Origin of the sequence: Geminocystis sp. M7585_C2015_104 (assembly GCA_015295805.1) — a bacterium.
GTDB lineage: Bacteria > Cyanobacteriota > Cyanobacteriia > Cyanobacteriales > Cyanobacteriaceae > DVEF01.
The window spans coordinates 32,837-49,542 of sequence record DVEF01000001.1; the positions used below are offsets into that span (position 1 = coordinate 32,837).

At 43.1% G+C, this 16,706-nt stretch carries 14 protein-coding genes; 4 read left to right on the plus strand and 10 right to left on the minus strand.

Features of this window, described 5'->3' with window-relative positions:
- The first annotated feature begins 1,639 nt into the window (after positions 1-1,639).
- Positions 1,640-1,957, plus strand: coding sequence for a hypothetical protein (locus IGQ44_00160; GenBank protein HIK36395.1), 318 nt, complete (start codon positions 1,640-1,642; stop codon positions 1,955-1,957).
- Positions 1,958-2,637: 680 nt separating this feature from the next.
- Here the strand turns inward: IGQ44_00160 and IGQ44_00165 are convergent.
- The 7 genes from IGQ44_00165 to IGQ44_00195 all read right to left on the minus strand — a co-directional run bounded on the left by IGQ44_00165 (position 2,638) and on the right by IGQ44_00195 (position 7,201).
- Positions 2,638-2,964, minus strand: coding sequence for a hypothetical protein (locus IGQ44_00165; protein ID HIK36396.1), 327 nt, complete (start codon positions 2,962-2,964; stop codon positions 2,638-2,640).
- A gap of 5 nt (positions 2,965-2,969) precedes the next feature.
- Positions 2,970-3,635, minus strand: coding sequence for a hypothetical protein (locus IGQ44_00170; protein HIK36397.1), 666 nt, complete (start codon positions 3,633-3,635; stop codon positions 2,970-2,972).
- Between the two features lie 136 nt (positions 3,636-3,771).
- Positions 3,772-4,620, minus strand: coding sequence for a hypothetical protein (locus IGQ44_00175; protein ID HIK36398.1), 849 nt, complete (start codon positions 4,618-4,620; stop codon positions 3,772-3,774).
- Positions 4,617-5,480 (minus strand): alpha/beta hydrolase, encoded by an 864-nt coding sequence (locus tag IGQ44_00180; protein ID HIK36399.1) that lies wholly within the window; start codon positions 5,478-5,480, stop codon positions 4,617-4,619. Before IGQ44_00180 ends, IGQ44_00175 begins: the two co-directional genes overlap by 4 nt.
- A gap of 183 nt (positions 5,481-5,663) precedes the next feature.
- Positions 5,664-5,831 (minus strand): NblA/ycf18 family protein, encoded by a 168-nt coding sequence (locus tag IGQ44_00185; protein HIK36400.1) that lies wholly within the window; start codon positions 5,829-5,831, stop codon positions 5,664-5,666.
- A gap of 181 nt (positions 5,832-6,012) precedes the next feature.
- Positions 6,013-6,858, minus strand: coding sequence for a M48 family metalloprotease (locus IGQ44_00190; GenBank protein ID HIK36401.1), 846 nt, complete (start codon positions 6,856-6,858; stop codon positions 6,013-6,015).
- A 64-nt stretch (positions 6,859-6,922) separates the two neighbouring features.
- Positions 6,923-7,201, minus strand: a complete 279-nt coding sequence (locus IGQ44_00195) for a hypothetical protein (protein ID HIK36402.1) — start codon at positions 7,199-7,201, stop codon at positions 6,923-6,925.
- A gap of 226 nt (positions 7,202-7,427) precedes the next feature.
- Between IGQ44_00195 and IGQ44_00200 the strand changes: the two genes are divergently transcribed.
- Complete coding sequence (locus IGQ44_00200) at positions 7,428-9,443, plus strand: SpoIIE family protein phosphatase (GenBank protein HIK36403.1); 2,016 nt, start codon at positions 7,428-7,430, stop codon at positions 9,441-9,443.
- Here the strand turns inward: IGQ44_00200 and IGQ44_00205 are convergent.
- Entirely contained in the window at positions 9,429-10,016 is a 588-nt protein-coding gene (locus tag IGQ44_00205; protein HIK36404.1) for a hypothetical protein, read from the minus strand. The genes IGQ44_00200 and IGQ44_00205 overlap by 15 nt on opposite strands.
- Before the next feature lie 204 nt (positions 10,017-10,220).
- Between IGQ44_00205 and prfC the strand changes: the two genes are divergently transcribed.
- On the plus strand, positions 10,221-11,822 hold the full coding sequence (gene prfC / locus IGQ44_00210) for a peptide chain release factor 3 (GenBank protein HIK36405.1): 1,602 nt from the start codon (positions 10,221-10,223) through the stop codon (positions 11,820-11,822).
- On the opposite strand, the gene IGQ44_00215 is transcribed toward prfC, so the two are convergent.
- Together IGQ44_00215 and IGQ44_00220 are read right to left on the minus strand one after the other, a co-directional pair.
- Positions 11,819-13,045 (minus strand): methionine gamma-lyase family protein, encoded by a 1,227-nt coding sequence (locus IGQ44_00215; GenBank protein ID HIK36406.1) that lies wholly within the window; start codon positions 13,043-13,045, stop codon positions 11,819-11,821. The two genes, prfC and IGQ44_00215, sit on opposite strands and share 4 nt — an antisense overlap.
- A gap of 406 nt (positions 13,046-13,451) precedes the next feature.
- Positions 13,452-14,894 carry a folate/biopterin family MFS transporter gene (locus IGQ44_00220; protein ID HIK36407.1) on the minus strand — a complete coding sequence of 481 codons (1,443 nt, stop codon included), beginning with the start codon at positions 14,892-14,894 and terminating at the stop codon, positions 13,452-13,454.
- 156 nt (positions 14,895-15,050) lie between these two features.
- On the opposite strand from IGQ44_00220, the gene IGQ44_00225 reads away from it, so the two are divergent.
- The gene (locus IGQ44_00225; GenBank protein ID HIK36408.1) at positions 15,051-16,697 is read left to right on the plus strand and encodes a peptide ABC transporter substrate-binding protein; all 1,647 of its coding nucleotides are present in this window, start codon (positions 15,051-15,053) and stop codon (positions 16,695-16,697) included.
- Positions 16,698-16,706: the final 9 nt, after the last annotated feature.

Sequence of the window (16,706 nt, forward strand, 5' to 3'; positions counted from 1 at the left end):
AAAAAACCACCACCCCGCGGGCGTTTTTCACTGGAGACTTTTAGATACTCTTCATTAGCCCCATTGGACATTTTAACTAATTGAACTAATCAGTTTGCCGAGGTGGTAAATTTTGACAACTGTCTCTACCTTCTCCCCCTTACACTATTTTTTTTTTACCCCATTACTTCCCTTGTCTTGCCAGTGGTTGCAGGAAAACAAAAAGAAATCCCCCCTGAAAACTCCCTTTATCCATTTTTATGAGTAATAAGGCAAAAACACTAGTGGAAATAATAATCGGGTTTCGATACTTGTCTTAACTATCAGCAATAATACCCCGATATCCCTTTTGGGCGAGTTATATTGGTTAGTGGTTTTTTCCCTTGTCTGCCATTGGTAAAAAGGCAAAAAAACACCCCACACCTACCCCAACAACTATTCCAGTTAGGAGTTGGCATTTTAGTTTTACCATGTCTGTATCACCTGATAATTACTCTTGTTCAGGTTTCTTAAGGTTTATTATGGATTTAGTATGCCACTTCGAGGTGGGCATTGTGGTTTCCTGATGTCTCTGTTGGCTTATGGCTACTACCAGAGAGGCATTACAGTTACTTTCCCCTGTTGGAAATGAAAAGGCGAAAGACATCCCCTCTCCTCAGCCTTTCCTTGTCTGCTGTTAGTCTGATTATCATATTTGCCTTGCCAATATAATTCCTCTCGTCTTTTTAAATCTCTTTTAAACTTTTAAACTAGTAAGAAACACTCCCCATTCGGCAGACATTTTAATCGGCATGGCATCTAGTAGAAGTATGGATTAATTGTTTGACGTTGGTATCAATCACCAGTGAAAATGTTTTTTACTACTTATCCCATTCTCCCACACTGCCCGATTATACCTCTTGTCCTTGTCGGCTGTTGTCGGCTGTGGCAAGCCAACAAAAATTCTCACCTACCTGCTACACATCCTCTAATGGATACTTTTAGACATTTCGCCTATGCTTTCTCCAGGCTTTATGCTATTTTTTCGCCGGTTTGATTTCTCTTGCTTTTATGAAATTTTCCTAACCTCCTGACGACTATAATCTTTCCCAATTCCCTCACCAGACACCTGTCACTAAACAATTTTAGATATTCCCCAAGACAGTTTAATGGGTTTCCCAGTTGCTACCCTCAACAGCCACCCCATCCTCCTCAAGCTTTGCTAATACTGTTTTTTCCCTTCTTGCTGTTATTGTCTAACTTTACAAAAAAAGCAAAAAATCCACCCCCTATAAGTCTGCCAACCTGCTTTTTTTGAAAAATCTCACCAGTCTGATTATAATTTCCCCCATCTGCCTTTTTGGACAGATAAAAACACTGTCCTTTCTTTGTAGATATTTTAGTCAGTATCACAGTCAAGCCATCTTCTAACAACTGCCTCTATTTCCTTCAGGCATACTATATGTGGTTTCTATTTTCATGACTTCCCCCTGCAGCTAGACAGCCAGTAGACACTTTTTTTATACTCACATACTCTTATATACTCTAGCGGCTACTTTCCAGTGTCTCTATTGCTTTCAGGTATCAGTCTGACTTTTCCCTGCCTACTGTTACTGTCTGCCGTCACAAAAAGGCAAAAAACACACCCAACTCCTTGACAAACGCTATTAGGCAGACTAGAATGGGTCCCCATCTCCCCACCAGCCGTTGCAGACGAGTAAAAAGACATCACATCCTCCACCATTCGGCAGAAACTCTAGTCAGCATAGCAGGTGAGTGGTGGAGTATGAATCAGCCACTTGACGTCTGTTTCCACTGTCTGTTAGCTAGTCTTGACTGGGAGTATAACTTTCCTTGTCGGCTTTTGTCAGCCAAAATGTCCCTAATAACTGTTTCCAGTTTGAGGCTGATTATTCCATGGAAAATCGTATTGCTGGTAAAAATATTTCCCGCAACTGTTTCTCTATTTCGGGAATTTAACTTTCCCTACCACCCGTAGGTAGGAGAAGTGTCTTTAACAATAATTTCTGGTTTTGGATGATTAGACTATGTTTTTCACCAGTTTAACTGCCTTTGTCTGCCGTCGCCTCCTGGGGGGTGAAGGCTATATGGTGTCCGTGTAAGCCTATAGTAAAATTTTTCTAGCAACTTCTACATTTTTCTTGCCAGTTTGACTGCTTCTATCTCCATCTCGGGTGAGAATATTTCTTACAACCCCTTCTCTGTTTCCATAATTCAACTTCCCCTGCCAACCAATATCGGGATATCTCCTACAACTGTTTCTCTGTTTCGGGAATTTAACCCTCCTTGCCAGCAGTGGGAATCTATCTGACAACTGTTTCTCTAGGCTGGGTTTCTTTAGGCTGGTTAGACTACGTTTCGTATGTTTTCTTTAGTAGTTTAATCCTCTTTTCCAGTTTTCAGCTGTCGCCATTGCAGGAAAACAAAGGGAAATATCACCTACCCATCTACCATTTTAAACAAGTCAAAGCCCTCTCACACTTCCCAACAGGGATGTCTATTTCAACCATCGTGTATCGAATAGTGTCTTTTTTTTAGGCTAGTTGTCTTAGAAGTTAGTGATTTTATACCCCCTGCTAGCTATCTGTAAAAAGGCAAATTAGTTTCTTGATATAGCCTCTCTTGACAACTGCCACCCAACACCCCAGCTTGTTTTACCTAATTTTCACCAGGGATATCTCCTAAACATGCTTCTAGTTTTTCCAAGGTGATTAGACTATTCTCTTGGAGAATGTCTCTTGCCGGCAGTAACGGGAAAAACGGGAAAGCAAAAAACACACCCCCAATCAATATCCCTCTACCATTACTAGGAAGATTATATGCCAGTAAAATTTCGTCAGGCATCTGTGGGGATAAGCATATGTTAGAATAGTCACCCCAGTGTCTTACCAGGACAAATTCTCTTGCCAGGTGTTGTAGATTGTTGTAAATTGGAGTGGGAGTCATTTGTCTGATGTTCGTCTCAATCAGTAAAAATGTCGCCAATACCCCTATCCCCCATCCCCCAACTTTCTTACAACCGCTTCTAGTTTTCTCAGGCTGATTAGACTGTTTTTGACAAGTTTAATTCCCCTTACTGGCTGTCGTAAGAAGGCAAAAAACATTCTGACACCATCCAATTCTCCAGTAGGGGTGATAGCCTGATTTAACTGGGGGAGATTGTCATCCACTCCATCACTAACAACCCTAACAACCGCTGCAGTGGCAAAATAACTCAAAATGGCAAAACTTTCCATATCCACCACCATAGCCTGAGACTGTTGGAATAGTCTCTTTTTCTGGCTAGACTCCCACAGTAAAATATCACTAGTAATCCCCCCGACTGTAGAAGCATTTAGTCGTTTAACAAGATAGTTTTTTAGCATCCCATTACAGGGTTTAGTCAGTAACTTTCCTTTTTCCAAATAACAACAACTGTCATAAACCACTACATCTCCCACTGAGTATTCCTTAGACAAACTTCCCGCCAATCCCAGCAATATAACTGGTGTGTTTTTGTCTATATTTGATGTCTCCAAAAAGCGGTATACTGCCTGGATACCTATGGGTATAGGGATGATTCTGTCAGACAGACTCGTATCCCTCAAACCACGTTTTACCGTCTTATATTCTGCTCCATTACAAACTAGAATTATAAAGCTGTCTGTCACTAGCATTGAATAATCAAATGTGGAAATAAAAACAAGTATGCCGCTTTTCATTTATTATCACTTTCCTCATCTTGTCACCTCCCAATAACATCCTTCAGGCAACATAGACACAAACAGACAAAAAAACCCTCAAAACAAATCTTCAAATCTCAGAGGGCAATTGGGCATGGTAGTGGTGATAGACTAGAAACTGATAGAATTTAAGGCCAATCACAAACAATCCCAGTCTGGCAAGAGATAAATTCTTGTGTTTTCTGAGAGTTTCTCCCCAAATCCGACCATGACATTCTACATCTAAAATAGCCTTCCCCAGATTGTCAACGGCGGCGAGGGAAAAATTCTTTTGCCTATATATCATTTCACAGATTATAACTATTTGCCTTACCAAGGAAGCCTCATGGGAGTTGGATAAATCCAGACAGGTGTAGTCGATGAAGGAGGGGTTTAACAGTTGCCACTGATTTAGCCGGAAATCCAAATTATCCAAAGCAATTATCTGTTGTAAATGAGCATCCCTTAGTATAGAACAACAACGAGCATGGGTATAATAGTGGATAAACCGCAATTGTTTCTGTCTACTAACTGTGGCCTTGGCTATGGCAGCAGGGGTGTAGTAATCGGTTATTGCGGAGAGTGAGGTGAGAGTATTCAGCCATTGACTTATAACAGGGGGGTGTAAGGTAAACTTCAACCACCTGTCATTAGACAAAGTAGCCTCTATGTGGAATAGATTATAGTGTTGTTGGCAGAAAAGACAAATTTCCTGGAGGGAAGATAACGGCAAAAAATTACCCAGGGGGGTGTTATAGGTGAAAGAAGTTGTATCCCGGGATAAACAGAGAGAAAAATTAGAGGGAATGTTGGCAGAGGGGAAACACTGGTGAATCAAATCGTAAATAATCCCACTCAAACAGTAGCAGCAGAAGGAATTGGCAACAGTATTAGACATTTCTTGAAGGATACCAGCATTGGCGGCATCACATAGACTCATGATGGCGAGGCGTTGAGGAAGTTTTCGACTACATCAAGGTATTGATTTGGCGCCTCTAACATGGGAAAATGTCCAGTATTAGGTATTTCGTGATAGACAATATTCTTCTTGTTTAAAGCCACTGCCTTTTTGGCAAGAGAGGCGGGTATTATTCTGTCTTTTTCTCCAGAAATCATTAAAGTGGGGATAGAAATCTGGGCAAAACGACGAGGCATTATCTCCACATTTTTCTGATTAACAGAAGAAAAAATAGTGTTAATAGCAGCCTTCTCTTCTGCTAAGAGAAAGTCCTCAAGGAAGCATGAATACATGGGTTTTGGTATAGGCTTATGGAGGAATCTAGACATGAAAATTCTATCAGCAAAAGGGATTTTAAGAAGCCACTGCCCCCTGGATTTTATCACAGAAATACTGGCCCTGTAAAAGAGATTAAAAGTAAGAGGATTATAGGTATAAACACCATTGCAAACTAGAATGGCCTTTTGTACCCTTTCTGGGACAATAGTAAGAAATGTTAGGGCAATAGAAGCTCCCATGGAATGGGCATGAAGATAAACCTTGTCTAAATTAAATGCCTCCAATAGCAAATATAAATCCTCAGCATAATCCTCCAACTCGTAGCCAATAGCAACCCTGTTATTCTCCCTGGAGCGACCAAAACCCCTTAGATCGTATAGTAGACAGTCATAGTCGGGGGCTAATAATTCGGCAATGCTACGCCAGTAACGACAGGAACCTCCCCAACCGTGGAGAAAAACCATCACCGGCTTGGAGGGGAAAGAGTCAGAATAGCCAACCCACTCGTAATAATGATTAACCCCCCGCAGATTAACTAAACCCTTTTGGGATGAAAATGACATGACCCCTTTCACATCACCTTGTCTACCATCCAGCTTACCGTGTATGGAGGAGGAAAATGTTTAATAGAGCTGGGGGAAAAGGGGAGGAAAGGGGCTACAATAGAATTGGGTGAATCTATAAAAGGTTTTGTTGGGGGTAGGGAGAGTGAGAGAAAATATCCCACCCCTTTTTCGGGGGGTTTCTTAGACATTTTTGAGAATTTGCCTGATTAGATTGTCCTTTACCATCATTTGGCGGAAAAGCTCAATCAGATACTCTTGTGCTTCCTCTTTACTCAGTTTTTTCACTTGCTCCTTCAAAACCTGTAACTTAAACTGTTGTTCTAGGGTAAGATTCCCTGATAGTTCCATATGCTATACCTCCATTGAGCCCGTTATTTTTAAGCTAACACATGGATATTAAAACGTCAACTTTGTCAAGTCTTCTGTTCCCTATTTTACATTTTTTAATATTTATTTTACCAAATTTAACAAAAGGGCCAAAAAAAAAGAAACCACCAGGCGTATAATATGCCCCGGGGAGAAGACTGCCCTACTTACGGGCTCGTAGAGAGCGGGTGCGAAAACGATAATAATTTTCGTCTAAACCGTCTCCCTGATAGGCAAGCAGGGGGGGGATTTTTTGCGCCAAAGCCTTTGCCCTTTCTACGGCAGCGGGGTGTGTGCTAAGCCAACTGGGGAAATTATTTTTACCTCGCTGAGCCAACTTATTCATGAAATCAACCATAGCACCAGGGGCATAACCGGCAGCCTGTAGCATTTCCAAACCCAGGCTATCGGCTTCCATTTCGTCTTTGCGGCTATAGGGAAGACTTACGGCAAGAGTGACCCCCAATTGTACCAGTTTGGACTGTTCCAGACCAGCCGCTGTTAACAATCCTTGAGTAATTGCCTGTTGTTGTAGTTTTTTCTGTGAGTGGCGTGCTACTATATGTCCTATTTCATGAGCGATTACACTAGCCAATTGGGCCTCATTGTCTGCGGCAGCAATCAATCCCGTATTGAGGTAGACAAACCCCCCCATGGTGGCAAAGGCGTTGATTTGGGAGTCATCCACCACTTCAAAACTATAGGGCAGGTTTGGTCTTTTACTTACCTTTGCCAGTCGCCAACCTATTTCCCTCACATAGGCATTTAGTTCCGGCTCCTGGTATAATACTATCTTACCCTGGGATAATAGTCCTTCCCGGATGCGACTGCCTATTTCCACCTCTTGTTTCTCGCTGAGGTTGCTGATTTGGATAAACTGAATTCCCCTCAGTATTAACTCTCCCCAGGGTATTGCCCCACTTACTTGAAGGTTAGTGACGACAATACTGACGGCTATGGTGAGAGAGAGGAGACAGTAAAGTAGTCTTCTCCGACACTTTTTCCCCATGGGATTTCCCCCTAAATTTTGGCTTAGCCGACGGATTGTTGACAGTAAAAGTTCCTTTTTTTGCCTATTTTTTATTCATGTACTCATCTACAATCTGGTCTGACCTTTTGTTATTATATTTTGTATTCCTCAAACCCTCTAAATTCACAGAGCCTATCAGGACACTGTTGATGGTGGTTCTAGTATTATAACTCCACTGTTTGAGGGGAGAGGGCAAAAATTTATCCCCATAGGCTATGAAAATAAGGAAATAAACGGGGCCAAATTTCATCAAAGCCACACCTAGGGCCCGCATCAAACTCCCAAAGCCGTTTAAAAAGGATAAATTCAAACCTTGTCTCATCTCTTTTTCTCCCCAAAATCTCTGTCTAATAGGATAACAAAAATTTCTGTTAATTTTCTTAAAATATAATCCCAGCAGGCAGTATGACGAGGGCATAATACGGAGCTAGGAATTAGACTATAGTACTGGTAGTTAACCGCTCCCATTAGGGTATATAATTGTCTGTCAGGAGCGACTGTGGGATGATTTTGTTTTTATACTCTCTCCGCAAAGGTGATGCCTTTCCATGTCTAAACCCAGTGGGAGAAAAAATGTAATCCTGATTGCCGACGACGAGTCTACCAGTAGAAAATACCTCAGTAGGATTCTGAGAAAAGACGGCTATGAGGTGATAGAGGCGGAAAACGGCAAAGAATGCCTAGACTTATCCTCTCATGTAAAGGCGGACATGGTATTGTTGGACGCCCTGATGCCGGTGATGGATGGATTTGAGTGTTGTCGCAGTTTGAGACAATCCCCCTACTATCGAGACATCCCCATTCTAATGATAACAGGATTAGACGACTTTGAATCAGTAAATCAGGCCTATGAGGTAGGCGCCACCGATTTTCTTACTAAACCCATCAATCCCGCAGTACTATGTCGTCGTCTCCGCTATCTGTTAGAAGTGAAAAAGGCAGAAAAAGCCTTAAAAGAAAGTGAGGAAAAGTATCGTCTTTTAGTAGAAAATCTTAAGGAGGTAATATTCTACGCCGACAGAGAGGGGAATTTAACATTTCTCAATCCTGCCTGGGAAGAATTAACTAGTCTACCTCCAGAATCTTGTCTGGGTAAACCCCTTTTGATTTATATTTACCCCGAGGATCAAAAAATCTATAAAAACTATTGGAAATGCCTCCTTCAAGCCGAGGAAAACACCCCCCCAAAAAGATGCCAAGTGCGGTATGTAAAACCCAATGGCAATTTTGGCTGGATGCGCATTTCTGCCTCTCCTATTATCACTAACGGGGAAATTGTCGGTATTTCTGGGACAATTAATGACATCACTGACAGAAAAAGAATTGAACTATATCAGGCTGTTGAAAGGGATGTAATTAAAATCCTTGCCGAGGCGGAAACCCAGGAGGAAGGAATCGAAAAAATTTTGGAAAATCTGGCCGAAAATATAGGAGCAGAAATCGCTGATTATTGGGAATTAAAACCAGAGGCTAATCTAATATATCCGCAGAATCTCTGGCACATTAATGAGCCAGAAATATTAGAGGTGGTAAAAAAAAGAGAGGAAGAAGTAAAGCCAATCCCCTGGGAAAAATGGGATTTAAATTACGATGAAAGGGAACTAGATGAGCAAAAATTGTTGTGTTATCCCAACTGTAAGAAGATAAGACTGGTGTTTCTATTTACCGTTAAAAGTGGGGAAGAAAATATAGGATTAATGGCGTTTTACTCCCGCAGACCCATAGAATATGACTACGAACTGTTGAAGGACATAGCTAAACTTGGGAATCAAATTGGACAGTTTGTCAAAAGAAAACGGGCAGAAGAAGAACTAAAGGCTACTAATTTGTTATTACAATCGGAACTACAAATTGCCTCAGAGTATGTGTTGTCACTACTACCATCTCCGGAAAAACAGGGCATTAGGGTGGAACAAAAATTTATCCCCTGTGCTAAACTGGGGGGGGACATTTTCGACTATTATTGGTTGGACGAGGAAACATTTGTAGTTTACTTGTTAGATGTGGCAGGACATGGGATTCATTCCGCCTTGTTGTCCGTGTCCGTGTTAAACTTAGTACGAAACAACTCACTGTATAATACAGATCCCTATCTGCCCTGGACGATTTTAGAGGAATTGAATAGACTCTTCCAAATAGACGGAGAACGCCCCAACTATTTTACCATATGGTATGGAGTCTATAATGTCAACACCAGGGAGTTGGCCTATGCCTCTGCGGGACACCCCCCCGCAGTGTTAATCTATAAGGAGGGGCAACAGTGGCAATACAAGACATTACACACTCCAGGTTTACCCATTGGCATGATTGAAGATGTCCAATTTGAGGAAAGGGTGTGTCAGATTCCTACAAATAGTTTTTTATACGTTTTCAGTGATGGCATTTATGAAATTCCTCAGGAAAACGGCACCGTTTTTGGCTTGACTAATTTTCTTCATCTTTTACTAGAAAATCATGGCAAACACCGGGGAAACCTAGAAAGAATAATAGAACAGGTTAAAGCTATCAATAGGTCCCCCAATTTTAATGATGATTTATCCATCCTAAAACTAATTTTGGACTGAAAAAATCCTCTGCCTCAGAGGCGACAAAACTCGTTCATCTCTAGAATTAGAAGAAGTCGGGGAGAGTAATTCTATGGGATTGAGGTGCAAATTGTGGGCAATCCAAAAAAAACTACCAGTAAACACCACCACTGTAGTTATAAGGGTGCCAGTCAAAAACTGTACTTTCTGACGGAGGGACTTGATTTCCTGTAGGTTTTTCTCTAGAATAACCGATGAGTCTGTGGCTAGCACTTGGGAGTTGGCATGCTGCGGCGGCTGAGGAGGAAATTCTACTAGAGAATAAAGCCAATCTGTTATTAGTTTAGGGCACTTTGGTTGTAGATACAATTTTACCCCCAACCACTGGGCAACGGGACGGGGAAAACGAGTAAGATATTTAACAGTAGGATTAATTCCCCAAAAAGGTATGTATTTGTTAATAAGATTGATGGTAGCAATATCGTATAGACAACCAACAATCGCTTTGGCTGTAACCTCTTCCCTTTTAAATAATTGTTCTAAAAGCAGGTGTATTTGTTTTAGTCTTTCCTCCTCAATGGCGATTTCCTGATTTGTCTTTTTTCTGGCCATATACTCCCCATTACTACTCTATGTTATGATACAATGTTCCAGGGGAAAATTCAATTATACTCTCAAAAAATGCAAAAAAAAGTAACAATAAATAAACTAGGTATAACCAGGTGACCTTGGTAGTTTTAGTTGCTATTCTGACCACAAGAGAGGAAAAATAGTACGTCTATCCCCTTGGAGAAAATAAAATAAAAAAGGAGAAGTATGTCTGCCACACCAGAAGAGAAATTAAAACAAGAGATTAGCAGGAGAAGAAATTTTGCCATCATCTCCCACCCAGATGCTGGGAAAACAACCCTTACAGAAAAACTACTGCTGTATGGGGGCGCAATCCAAGAAGCTGGCGCCGTAAAGGCTAGACGTGAACAAAAAAAGGTCACTTCCGACTGGATGGAGTTGGAAAGACAACGGGGGATTTCCATCACCTCCACCGTGTTACAATTTGAGTATAAACATTATTGTATTAACCTGTTAGACACTCCAGGACACCAAGACTTCAGTGAGGATACCTATCGCACCCTAGCAGCGGCAGACAATGCGGTAATGTTAATCGATGCCGCCAAGGGGTTAGAGCCTCAAACCCGTAAGCTTTTTGAAGTATGCAAGATGAGGTCTATACCTATATTTACATTTGTAAACAAGATGGATAGACCGGGAAGGGAACCCCTGGAGTTGTTGGATGAGATTGAAAAAGAATTGGGGTTGAAAACCTATCCGGTAAACTACCCCATAGGCAGTGGAGACACCTTTAGAGGGGTATTTTGTCGTCTATCCCGTAATTATTATCTGTTTGAAAGAGTAGCCCATGGAAGCAAACAGGCAGAAGAGATTGTCATTGCAGAAGGGGATTTGCGGATAAAAGACTACATCGAGCCGGATTTATACTGTAAACTGCGAGAGGAGTTGGAAATACTAGATGAGGTGGGATGCCCCTTCAATCTAGAAGAGGTTCATGCCGGCAAGATGACACCAGTATTCTTCGGCAGTGCCATGACTAATTTCGGGGTGCGTCTGTTTTTGGAAACCTTTTTGGACTATGCCTTGCCCCCTACCCCCCGCAAGTGTAACATGGGACAATTAGAGCCCACCCATCCCTATTTTTCCGGTTTTGTATTTAAACTACAGGCTAACATGGATCCCAAACATCGGGATAGAGTGGCCTTTGTGAGGGTATGTACTGGTAAGTTTGAAAAAGATATGACAGTCAACCATGCCCGCCTGGGAAGGACAATACGACTGTCACATCCCCAGAAGCTATTTGGCCAAGAAAGGAAATCCATAGAAGAGGCCTATCCCGGTGATATAATTGGCTTAAACAATCCGGGGATATTTGCCATAGGGGACACCATCTACTTAGGACAGAAGATAGAATATGAGGGGATACCCTCCTTTTCTCCGGAATTGTTTGCCTACATAAAAAACCCTAACCCCTCCAAATTCAAACAATTCCAAAAAGGCATTGCCCAACTACAAGAGGAGGGGGCTATCCAAATAATGTATGCTGTGGACGAGTTTATCAGAGATCCCATTCTCGCCGCTGTAGGACAACTGCAGTTCGAAGTTGTACAATATCGTTTGTCTAGTGAGTACAATGTAGAAACAAATCTTGAGCCCCTCCCCTTCACCGTCGCTCGTTGGGTAGTAGACGGTTGGGAAGCCCTGAAAAAGGTTGGGCGTCTGTTTAACACTCTTATTGTGAAAGACTCTCGTAATAGACCAGTAATATTATTCCGGAATACCTGGAATCTGAATCAAATTCAGGAAGACTACCCAGACTTGAAACTCAGCCCCATTGCCAATCCCTAGTCCAAAATGGCCTTTAGAGCAGCCCTGAGGGCGATAGACACATGGGTCCAATGGGTGCCCCCCTGACAGAATACTATATAGGGAGGGCGCAAGGGACCATCAGCTGAGAATTCGGATGTACTACCATCAATAAAAGTACCCCCAGCCATCACCAAATCACTCTCATACCCTGGCATTTGGGCTGGCACTGGGTCTAGATAAGCCCCTACGGGGGAATTACGTTGTATGGCACGGCAAAAGGCAATCAACTTTTCGGGGGTGCCCAGCTTAACAGCTTGGATAATATCACGACGGGGAGCAAAGGGGAGAGGATTAACCTCATAACCTAGACGGGAGAAGACATAGGCAATAAGATGCCCCCCTTTCATCGCCTCTGCCACCATCTGGGGTGCCAGGAAAAGCCCCTGAAACAGAAGACGATTTTGGTCAAAGGTAGCCCCACCACTACTGCCAATCCCCGGGGCCGTCAGACGACAACAAGCCTTTTCTACTAAGTCTGCCCTCCCTGCCACGTATCCCCCCGCAGTAACAATTGTACCCCCCGGATTTTTGATGAGGGATCCTGCTATCAAATCCGCCCCCACTGCCGTCGGCTCATATTTTTCGATGAATTCCCCATAACAGTTGTCCACCATGCAGACGGTGTTAGGATTTTGTTGTTTTACTATCTTGACAATTTGTTCAATATCTGCCACAGACAAACTTTGTCGCCAAGAATAACCGCAGGATCTTTGGATGAAAACGAGTTTTGTTCCCGGGGTAACGGCGGTGGATAGGGCTTTCCAGTCTATAATACCTTCTGGTGTCAGAGACAGTTGTCTGTATTTGACCCCCCATTCCCTTAGACTACCTTGACCTTCGCCCCTTATGCCTATTACCTCTTCCAAGGTGTCATAGGGCGGGCCTGCCACTGCCAACATTTCGTCACCTGGTCGCAGTATGCCGTATAGACAACAGGCTATGGCATGGGTGCCAGAGACAAATTGGACTCTCACCGCCGCCGAATCCGCACCAAACACCTGGGCAAACACCCTGTCTAAAACTTCTCTCCCCAAGTCGTTATGCCCATAGCCGCTGACACTGGCAAAATGGTGTACCCCCACCCCATTGTCTCGGAAGGCACTTAAAATCCTTTCCAGATGGTATTTCACTTGTTGATCTATCTGGGCAAAAGTAGGCCATAATTCCCTCTCCGCCTCGTCCACCAGTGCATCTATATTCATATTTATTTTTACTTGTCTGGCCAATGGACAATATATAGTGTAAAACAATACCTCATGCAGAAAGATGGCAGACTGGAGCCTTTAAGCCCCTCTACAAAGGCTAAGACTCCCTGCAAACTCATGGCAAACACCCCTAAACACATCTTTATCCACTTTTTGGGCTCAGGACTTTTTGGCGATGAGTACACAAGGCTTATACCAGGTTCCTCAGCCTTCTTTTTAACCCCCTGATGCCCCTTATAGCTCTCTTATTCTCATTGGCAAGCCTGATTTCTCATCAATAAGCCTGTATTTGTCCATATTCTTCTATCTTTCCAAAAGACCGTACCCTTTAAGTATTAGCCCTTTTCTGAGAATCTGTCCCATGGAGAAGGCCTCCATCCCGGGAATAAGGGGATTAGAGGCCCTAGTTATCCCCAGCAGGAGGGGAAGAGGGGGAAGAGAAATCAACCTCCACCAAGACTTCTGGTAAGATTTGACCCCCCAGTACCTCGCCGGGGGTATGATGTTCGTAAATTTCGGAAGGCGGTAGGTTTTCGGGATGGGATGTTCGTTGAATATCGCCGGCAGGAAGAAAGTTAATTAGGGGTAGAGGTAAAAGGGTGGACAGGTTAGTAATTACCAGCAGCAACCAGAGATTGTCAAAATTGTTCTCCGTAACCCCCAACAGATGGGTTAATAATGCCCCTCCTTCGTGAGAAATCAAACCTGCTAGATTATAAATGGACATCAATAGGGCAAAGAAACTAGCCTCAATGCCCTCTGGACAAAGACGAGCAGATAGCACTAAAACGGGCATAAAGGCAATTTGTCCCACCACTGTTAAAATTAGACTGTCCCCCAAACTAAACCAATGATCGTCTATCCCTAATTTGCGATTGAGATGGGTAACCAGAATCAGGGTTGTCATGCCCAATAGGGAGGATAAAACTACCCCACTGCCTAACACTACCCTGAAGGAAAGCTGTTTTAGCCATTTCTGATAACACCATATCCCTAATAAGGAGGCAATGCTGGTAACTAGTCTCACCCTGCCCAGAAATTCCGAAGAGAAACCCAATTCATTGGTGCTGAAAAAGAAAAAGGCAGAATCAGCACTAGGAGTAGCCTGCCACAGAAAAATAAAAGCTACAGGCGCAAGAATGGATTTTTGCCGAAAAGTATCCCATAATTGCCTAATTTGCCAAGAAAAGTCTACTGGTTGGCTTACGGGTTTTTCCACAATTAACCAGGCCACTGCCACCACCAGAAGGGGAAAACAGGCGGTTATCAGAAATACCTGTCTATTGCTAAGGTATTCCAACAATAAACCACTGAAATAAGCAGTTATAATCCCCCCTAAGGCAGAAAACCCCCATGTCAGTGACTGTAGTGAGCCGGCTTTCGCTAATGATTCAGACTTAGCCCTTTCAACCACCACTGAGTCTACTATTACATCACTCATTGCCACTGATAAGGAGGTGCCTAAAATGGCTATTATTGCCCCTATCAAATCATTCACTATAGTGGCTAAACTCAACCACGCCAATGCCCCCAAAAAACCTGATAATACAATATAACTACGACGACGATACCCAAAAATGGGTCTGCCGTCACTGAAAAAGCCAATAAGGGGTTTTGTTACCCAAGGAAGGGCGGCTATACCCATCAGAAGAGAAACCTGGGCCGGTGACAAGTGTAAATCGTCCTTTAGGAAGAAACTAACTGCCAGTCTTGCCAATCCTAAAATCCCCTGGACAAAATAAACCGTTAGGATGGCCACTAATTCCGGCGTTAGTCTATTCCCAAACAACAGTTTCTCTTCTATTATTTGTTTCAGCTTTTTTGACAGACTAATATTGACAAACATTAACAATCTTTATAACTTCTTAACATTTGTTCATCATCTCTTTTTAGGGTAACAAATTTTGAAAAGGGGCGCGAAGGCAAAAGGGAAATAAAACCCCTTGTTATCCCCCTTATGTCAAAATTTAACAAGGCTATAGATGTGTTTGAGACAGTGCCCATGAAACCCCTTAGACAAGTTTTAAAATATATTACCTTGGCCCTCCTCTGCTTCTCCCTGATTGTGGCCTGTAATGGCAACAGGCAACAGAATCCCAGCACCAGTAACACTAATAGTCCCCCCAGAAATGGTAGAATCGTAATTGGCACTACCCTGAAGCCTAGAACATTAGATCCAGCCGATAGCTACGAAGCAGCAGGGTTGAACATAATCTACAATGTGGCAGAAAGTCTTTACACCTACAAAGTGGGCACAACTGAATTAATTCCCCTGCTAGCAGAGGCAATGCCCAAAATAAGTGATGACGGTTTGGTTTACACAATACCCCTACGTAAAGGGGTAAAATTCCATGATGGCACCCCCTTCAACGCCGAGGCAATGAAATTCTCCCTAGATAGATTTATTCAAAACGGGGGCAAGCCATCCTTCCTCCTCAGTGATATCGTCAAAGATATTAAAGTTTCAGGGGAATACCAGTTAACCATCACCCTGAAAAAACCCTTTGCCGCCTTTACCTCCCTTTTAGCCTTCCCCGGAGCCTGTGCCGTCTCCCCCAAAAGTTATACTATAGGCGAGGGACAGTTTAAACCCAATGAGCTTGTGGGTACAGGGCCCTACAAACTGGTTTCTTTTGACGGAGATTCCATCTCCCTTACCCCCTTTTCTGACTACTGGGGAGAAAAACCAGCTAACCAAGGAATTGATATTCAAATCTACGCCGGCAACTCCGCCAACCTCTACAACAGCTTCCTCACTGGTGCTATTGATGTAGCCTATCAGACTTTCGCCCCCCCCCAAATCACTAGTCTCCTCCAACAGGCCAAAAATGGCTCTTTTCAAGTACTTCAAGGCAAGGGCACCGTTATCAGCTACCTGGTGCTAAATCGCAATCAACCCCCCCTTGACAAACCAGAAGTCAGAAAAGCCATCGCCTCCCTCATACAGCGCAGTCTGTTTATAGAAAGAGTACTACAAGGTCAAGCTGAACCTCTATACAGTCTAATCCCCACCGTATTTGACGTCTCCCTGCCAGTATTCCAACAGGGGGAAGGGGATATAGAATTAGCTAAAAAACTCTTGACAAAAGCGGGATTTTCTGCCAGCAATCCAGCAGTGGTGGAAATATGGTACCCCTCAGCCTCAAAAGTGCGTAGTGGTGTTGCCTCCACCCTCAGGGCCTTGGCAGAAGAGAAGTTAGGCGGTATAATCCAATTTGTGCCCTCAGGGGTAGAAAGCGCCACCGCCTTTAGTAACCTGGGCAAGGGAGTTTATGCCTCTTTCCTGGGAGACTGGTATCCCGACTTCCTCGATGCAGACAATTACATTCAACCCTTCTTACAATGCACCCGTGGCGACGAGAAACAGGGTTGTGTAGAAGGGGGGGCACAAACTCAGGGCTCCTTCTACTACAATGGTACCGTCAACCAATTAATTGACCAACAAAGACAAGAAAAACAAGAGGCAAAACGAAAAGCTATATTTGCCCAAATCCAGAAAATTCTGGCGGAGGATGTGCCCTATATCCCCCTATGGCAAAACAAAGACTATGTCTTCTTCCAAAACTCCATTGAAGGGGTGTATCTCAACCCTAGTCAACAGTTGCCCTTCTGGACTTTAAAGACTACCGACCAGACTACTAAGCAGTAACACCCAATA

Coding starts and splice junctions, on each gene's coding strand:
- IGQ44_00180 (HIK36399.1), bottom strand. CDS start 5,480: ATGTCATTTTCATCCCAAAAGGGTTTAGTTAATCTGCGGGGGGTTAAT.
- IGQ44_00175 (HIK36398.1), bottom strand. CDS start 4,620: ATGAGTCTATGTGATGCCGCCAATGCTGGTATCCTTCAAGAAATGTCT.
- IGQ44_00225 (HIK36408.1), top strand. CDS start 15,051: ATGAAACCCCTTAGACAAGTTTTAAAATATATTACCTTGGCCCTCCTC.
- IGQ44_00215 (HIK36406.1), bottom strand. CDS start 13,045: ATGAATATAGATGCACTGGTGGACGAGGCGGAGAGGGAATTATGGCCT.
- IGQ44_00190 (HIK36401.1), bottom strand. CDS start 6,858: ATGGGGAAAAAGTGTCGGAGAAGACTACTTTACTGTCTCCTCTCTCTC.
- IGQ44_00205 (HIK36404.1), bottom strand. CDS start 10,016: ATGGCCAGAAAAAAGACAAATCAGGAAATCGCCATTGAGGAGGAAAGA.
- IGQ44_00200 (HIK36403.1), top strand. CDS start 7,428: ATGTCTAAACCCAGTGGGAGAAAAAATGTAATCCTGATTGCCGACGAC.
- IGQ44_00170 (HIK36397.1), bottom strand. CDS start 3,635: ATGCTAGTGACAGACAGCTTTATAATTCTAGTTTGTAATGGAGCAGAA.
- IGQ44_00220 (HIK36407.1), bottom strand. CDS start 14,894: ATGTTTGTCAATATTAGTCTGTCAAAAAAGCTGAAACAAATAATAGAA.
- prfC (HIK36405.1), top strand. CDS start 10,221: ATGTCTGCCACACCAGAAGAGAAATTAAAACAAGAGATTAGCAGGAGA.
- IGQ44_00160 (HIK36395.1), top strand. CDS start 1,640: ATGGGTCCCCATCTCCCCACCAGCCGTTGCAGACGAGTAAAAAGACAT.
- IGQ44_00195 (HIK36402.1), bottom strand. CDS start 7,201: ATGAGACAAGGTTTGAATTTATCCTTTTTAAACGGCTTTGGGAGTTTG.
- IGQ44_00185 (HIK36400.1), bottom strand. CDS start 5,831: ATGGAACTATCAGGGAATCTTACCCTAGAACAACAGTTTAAGTTACAG.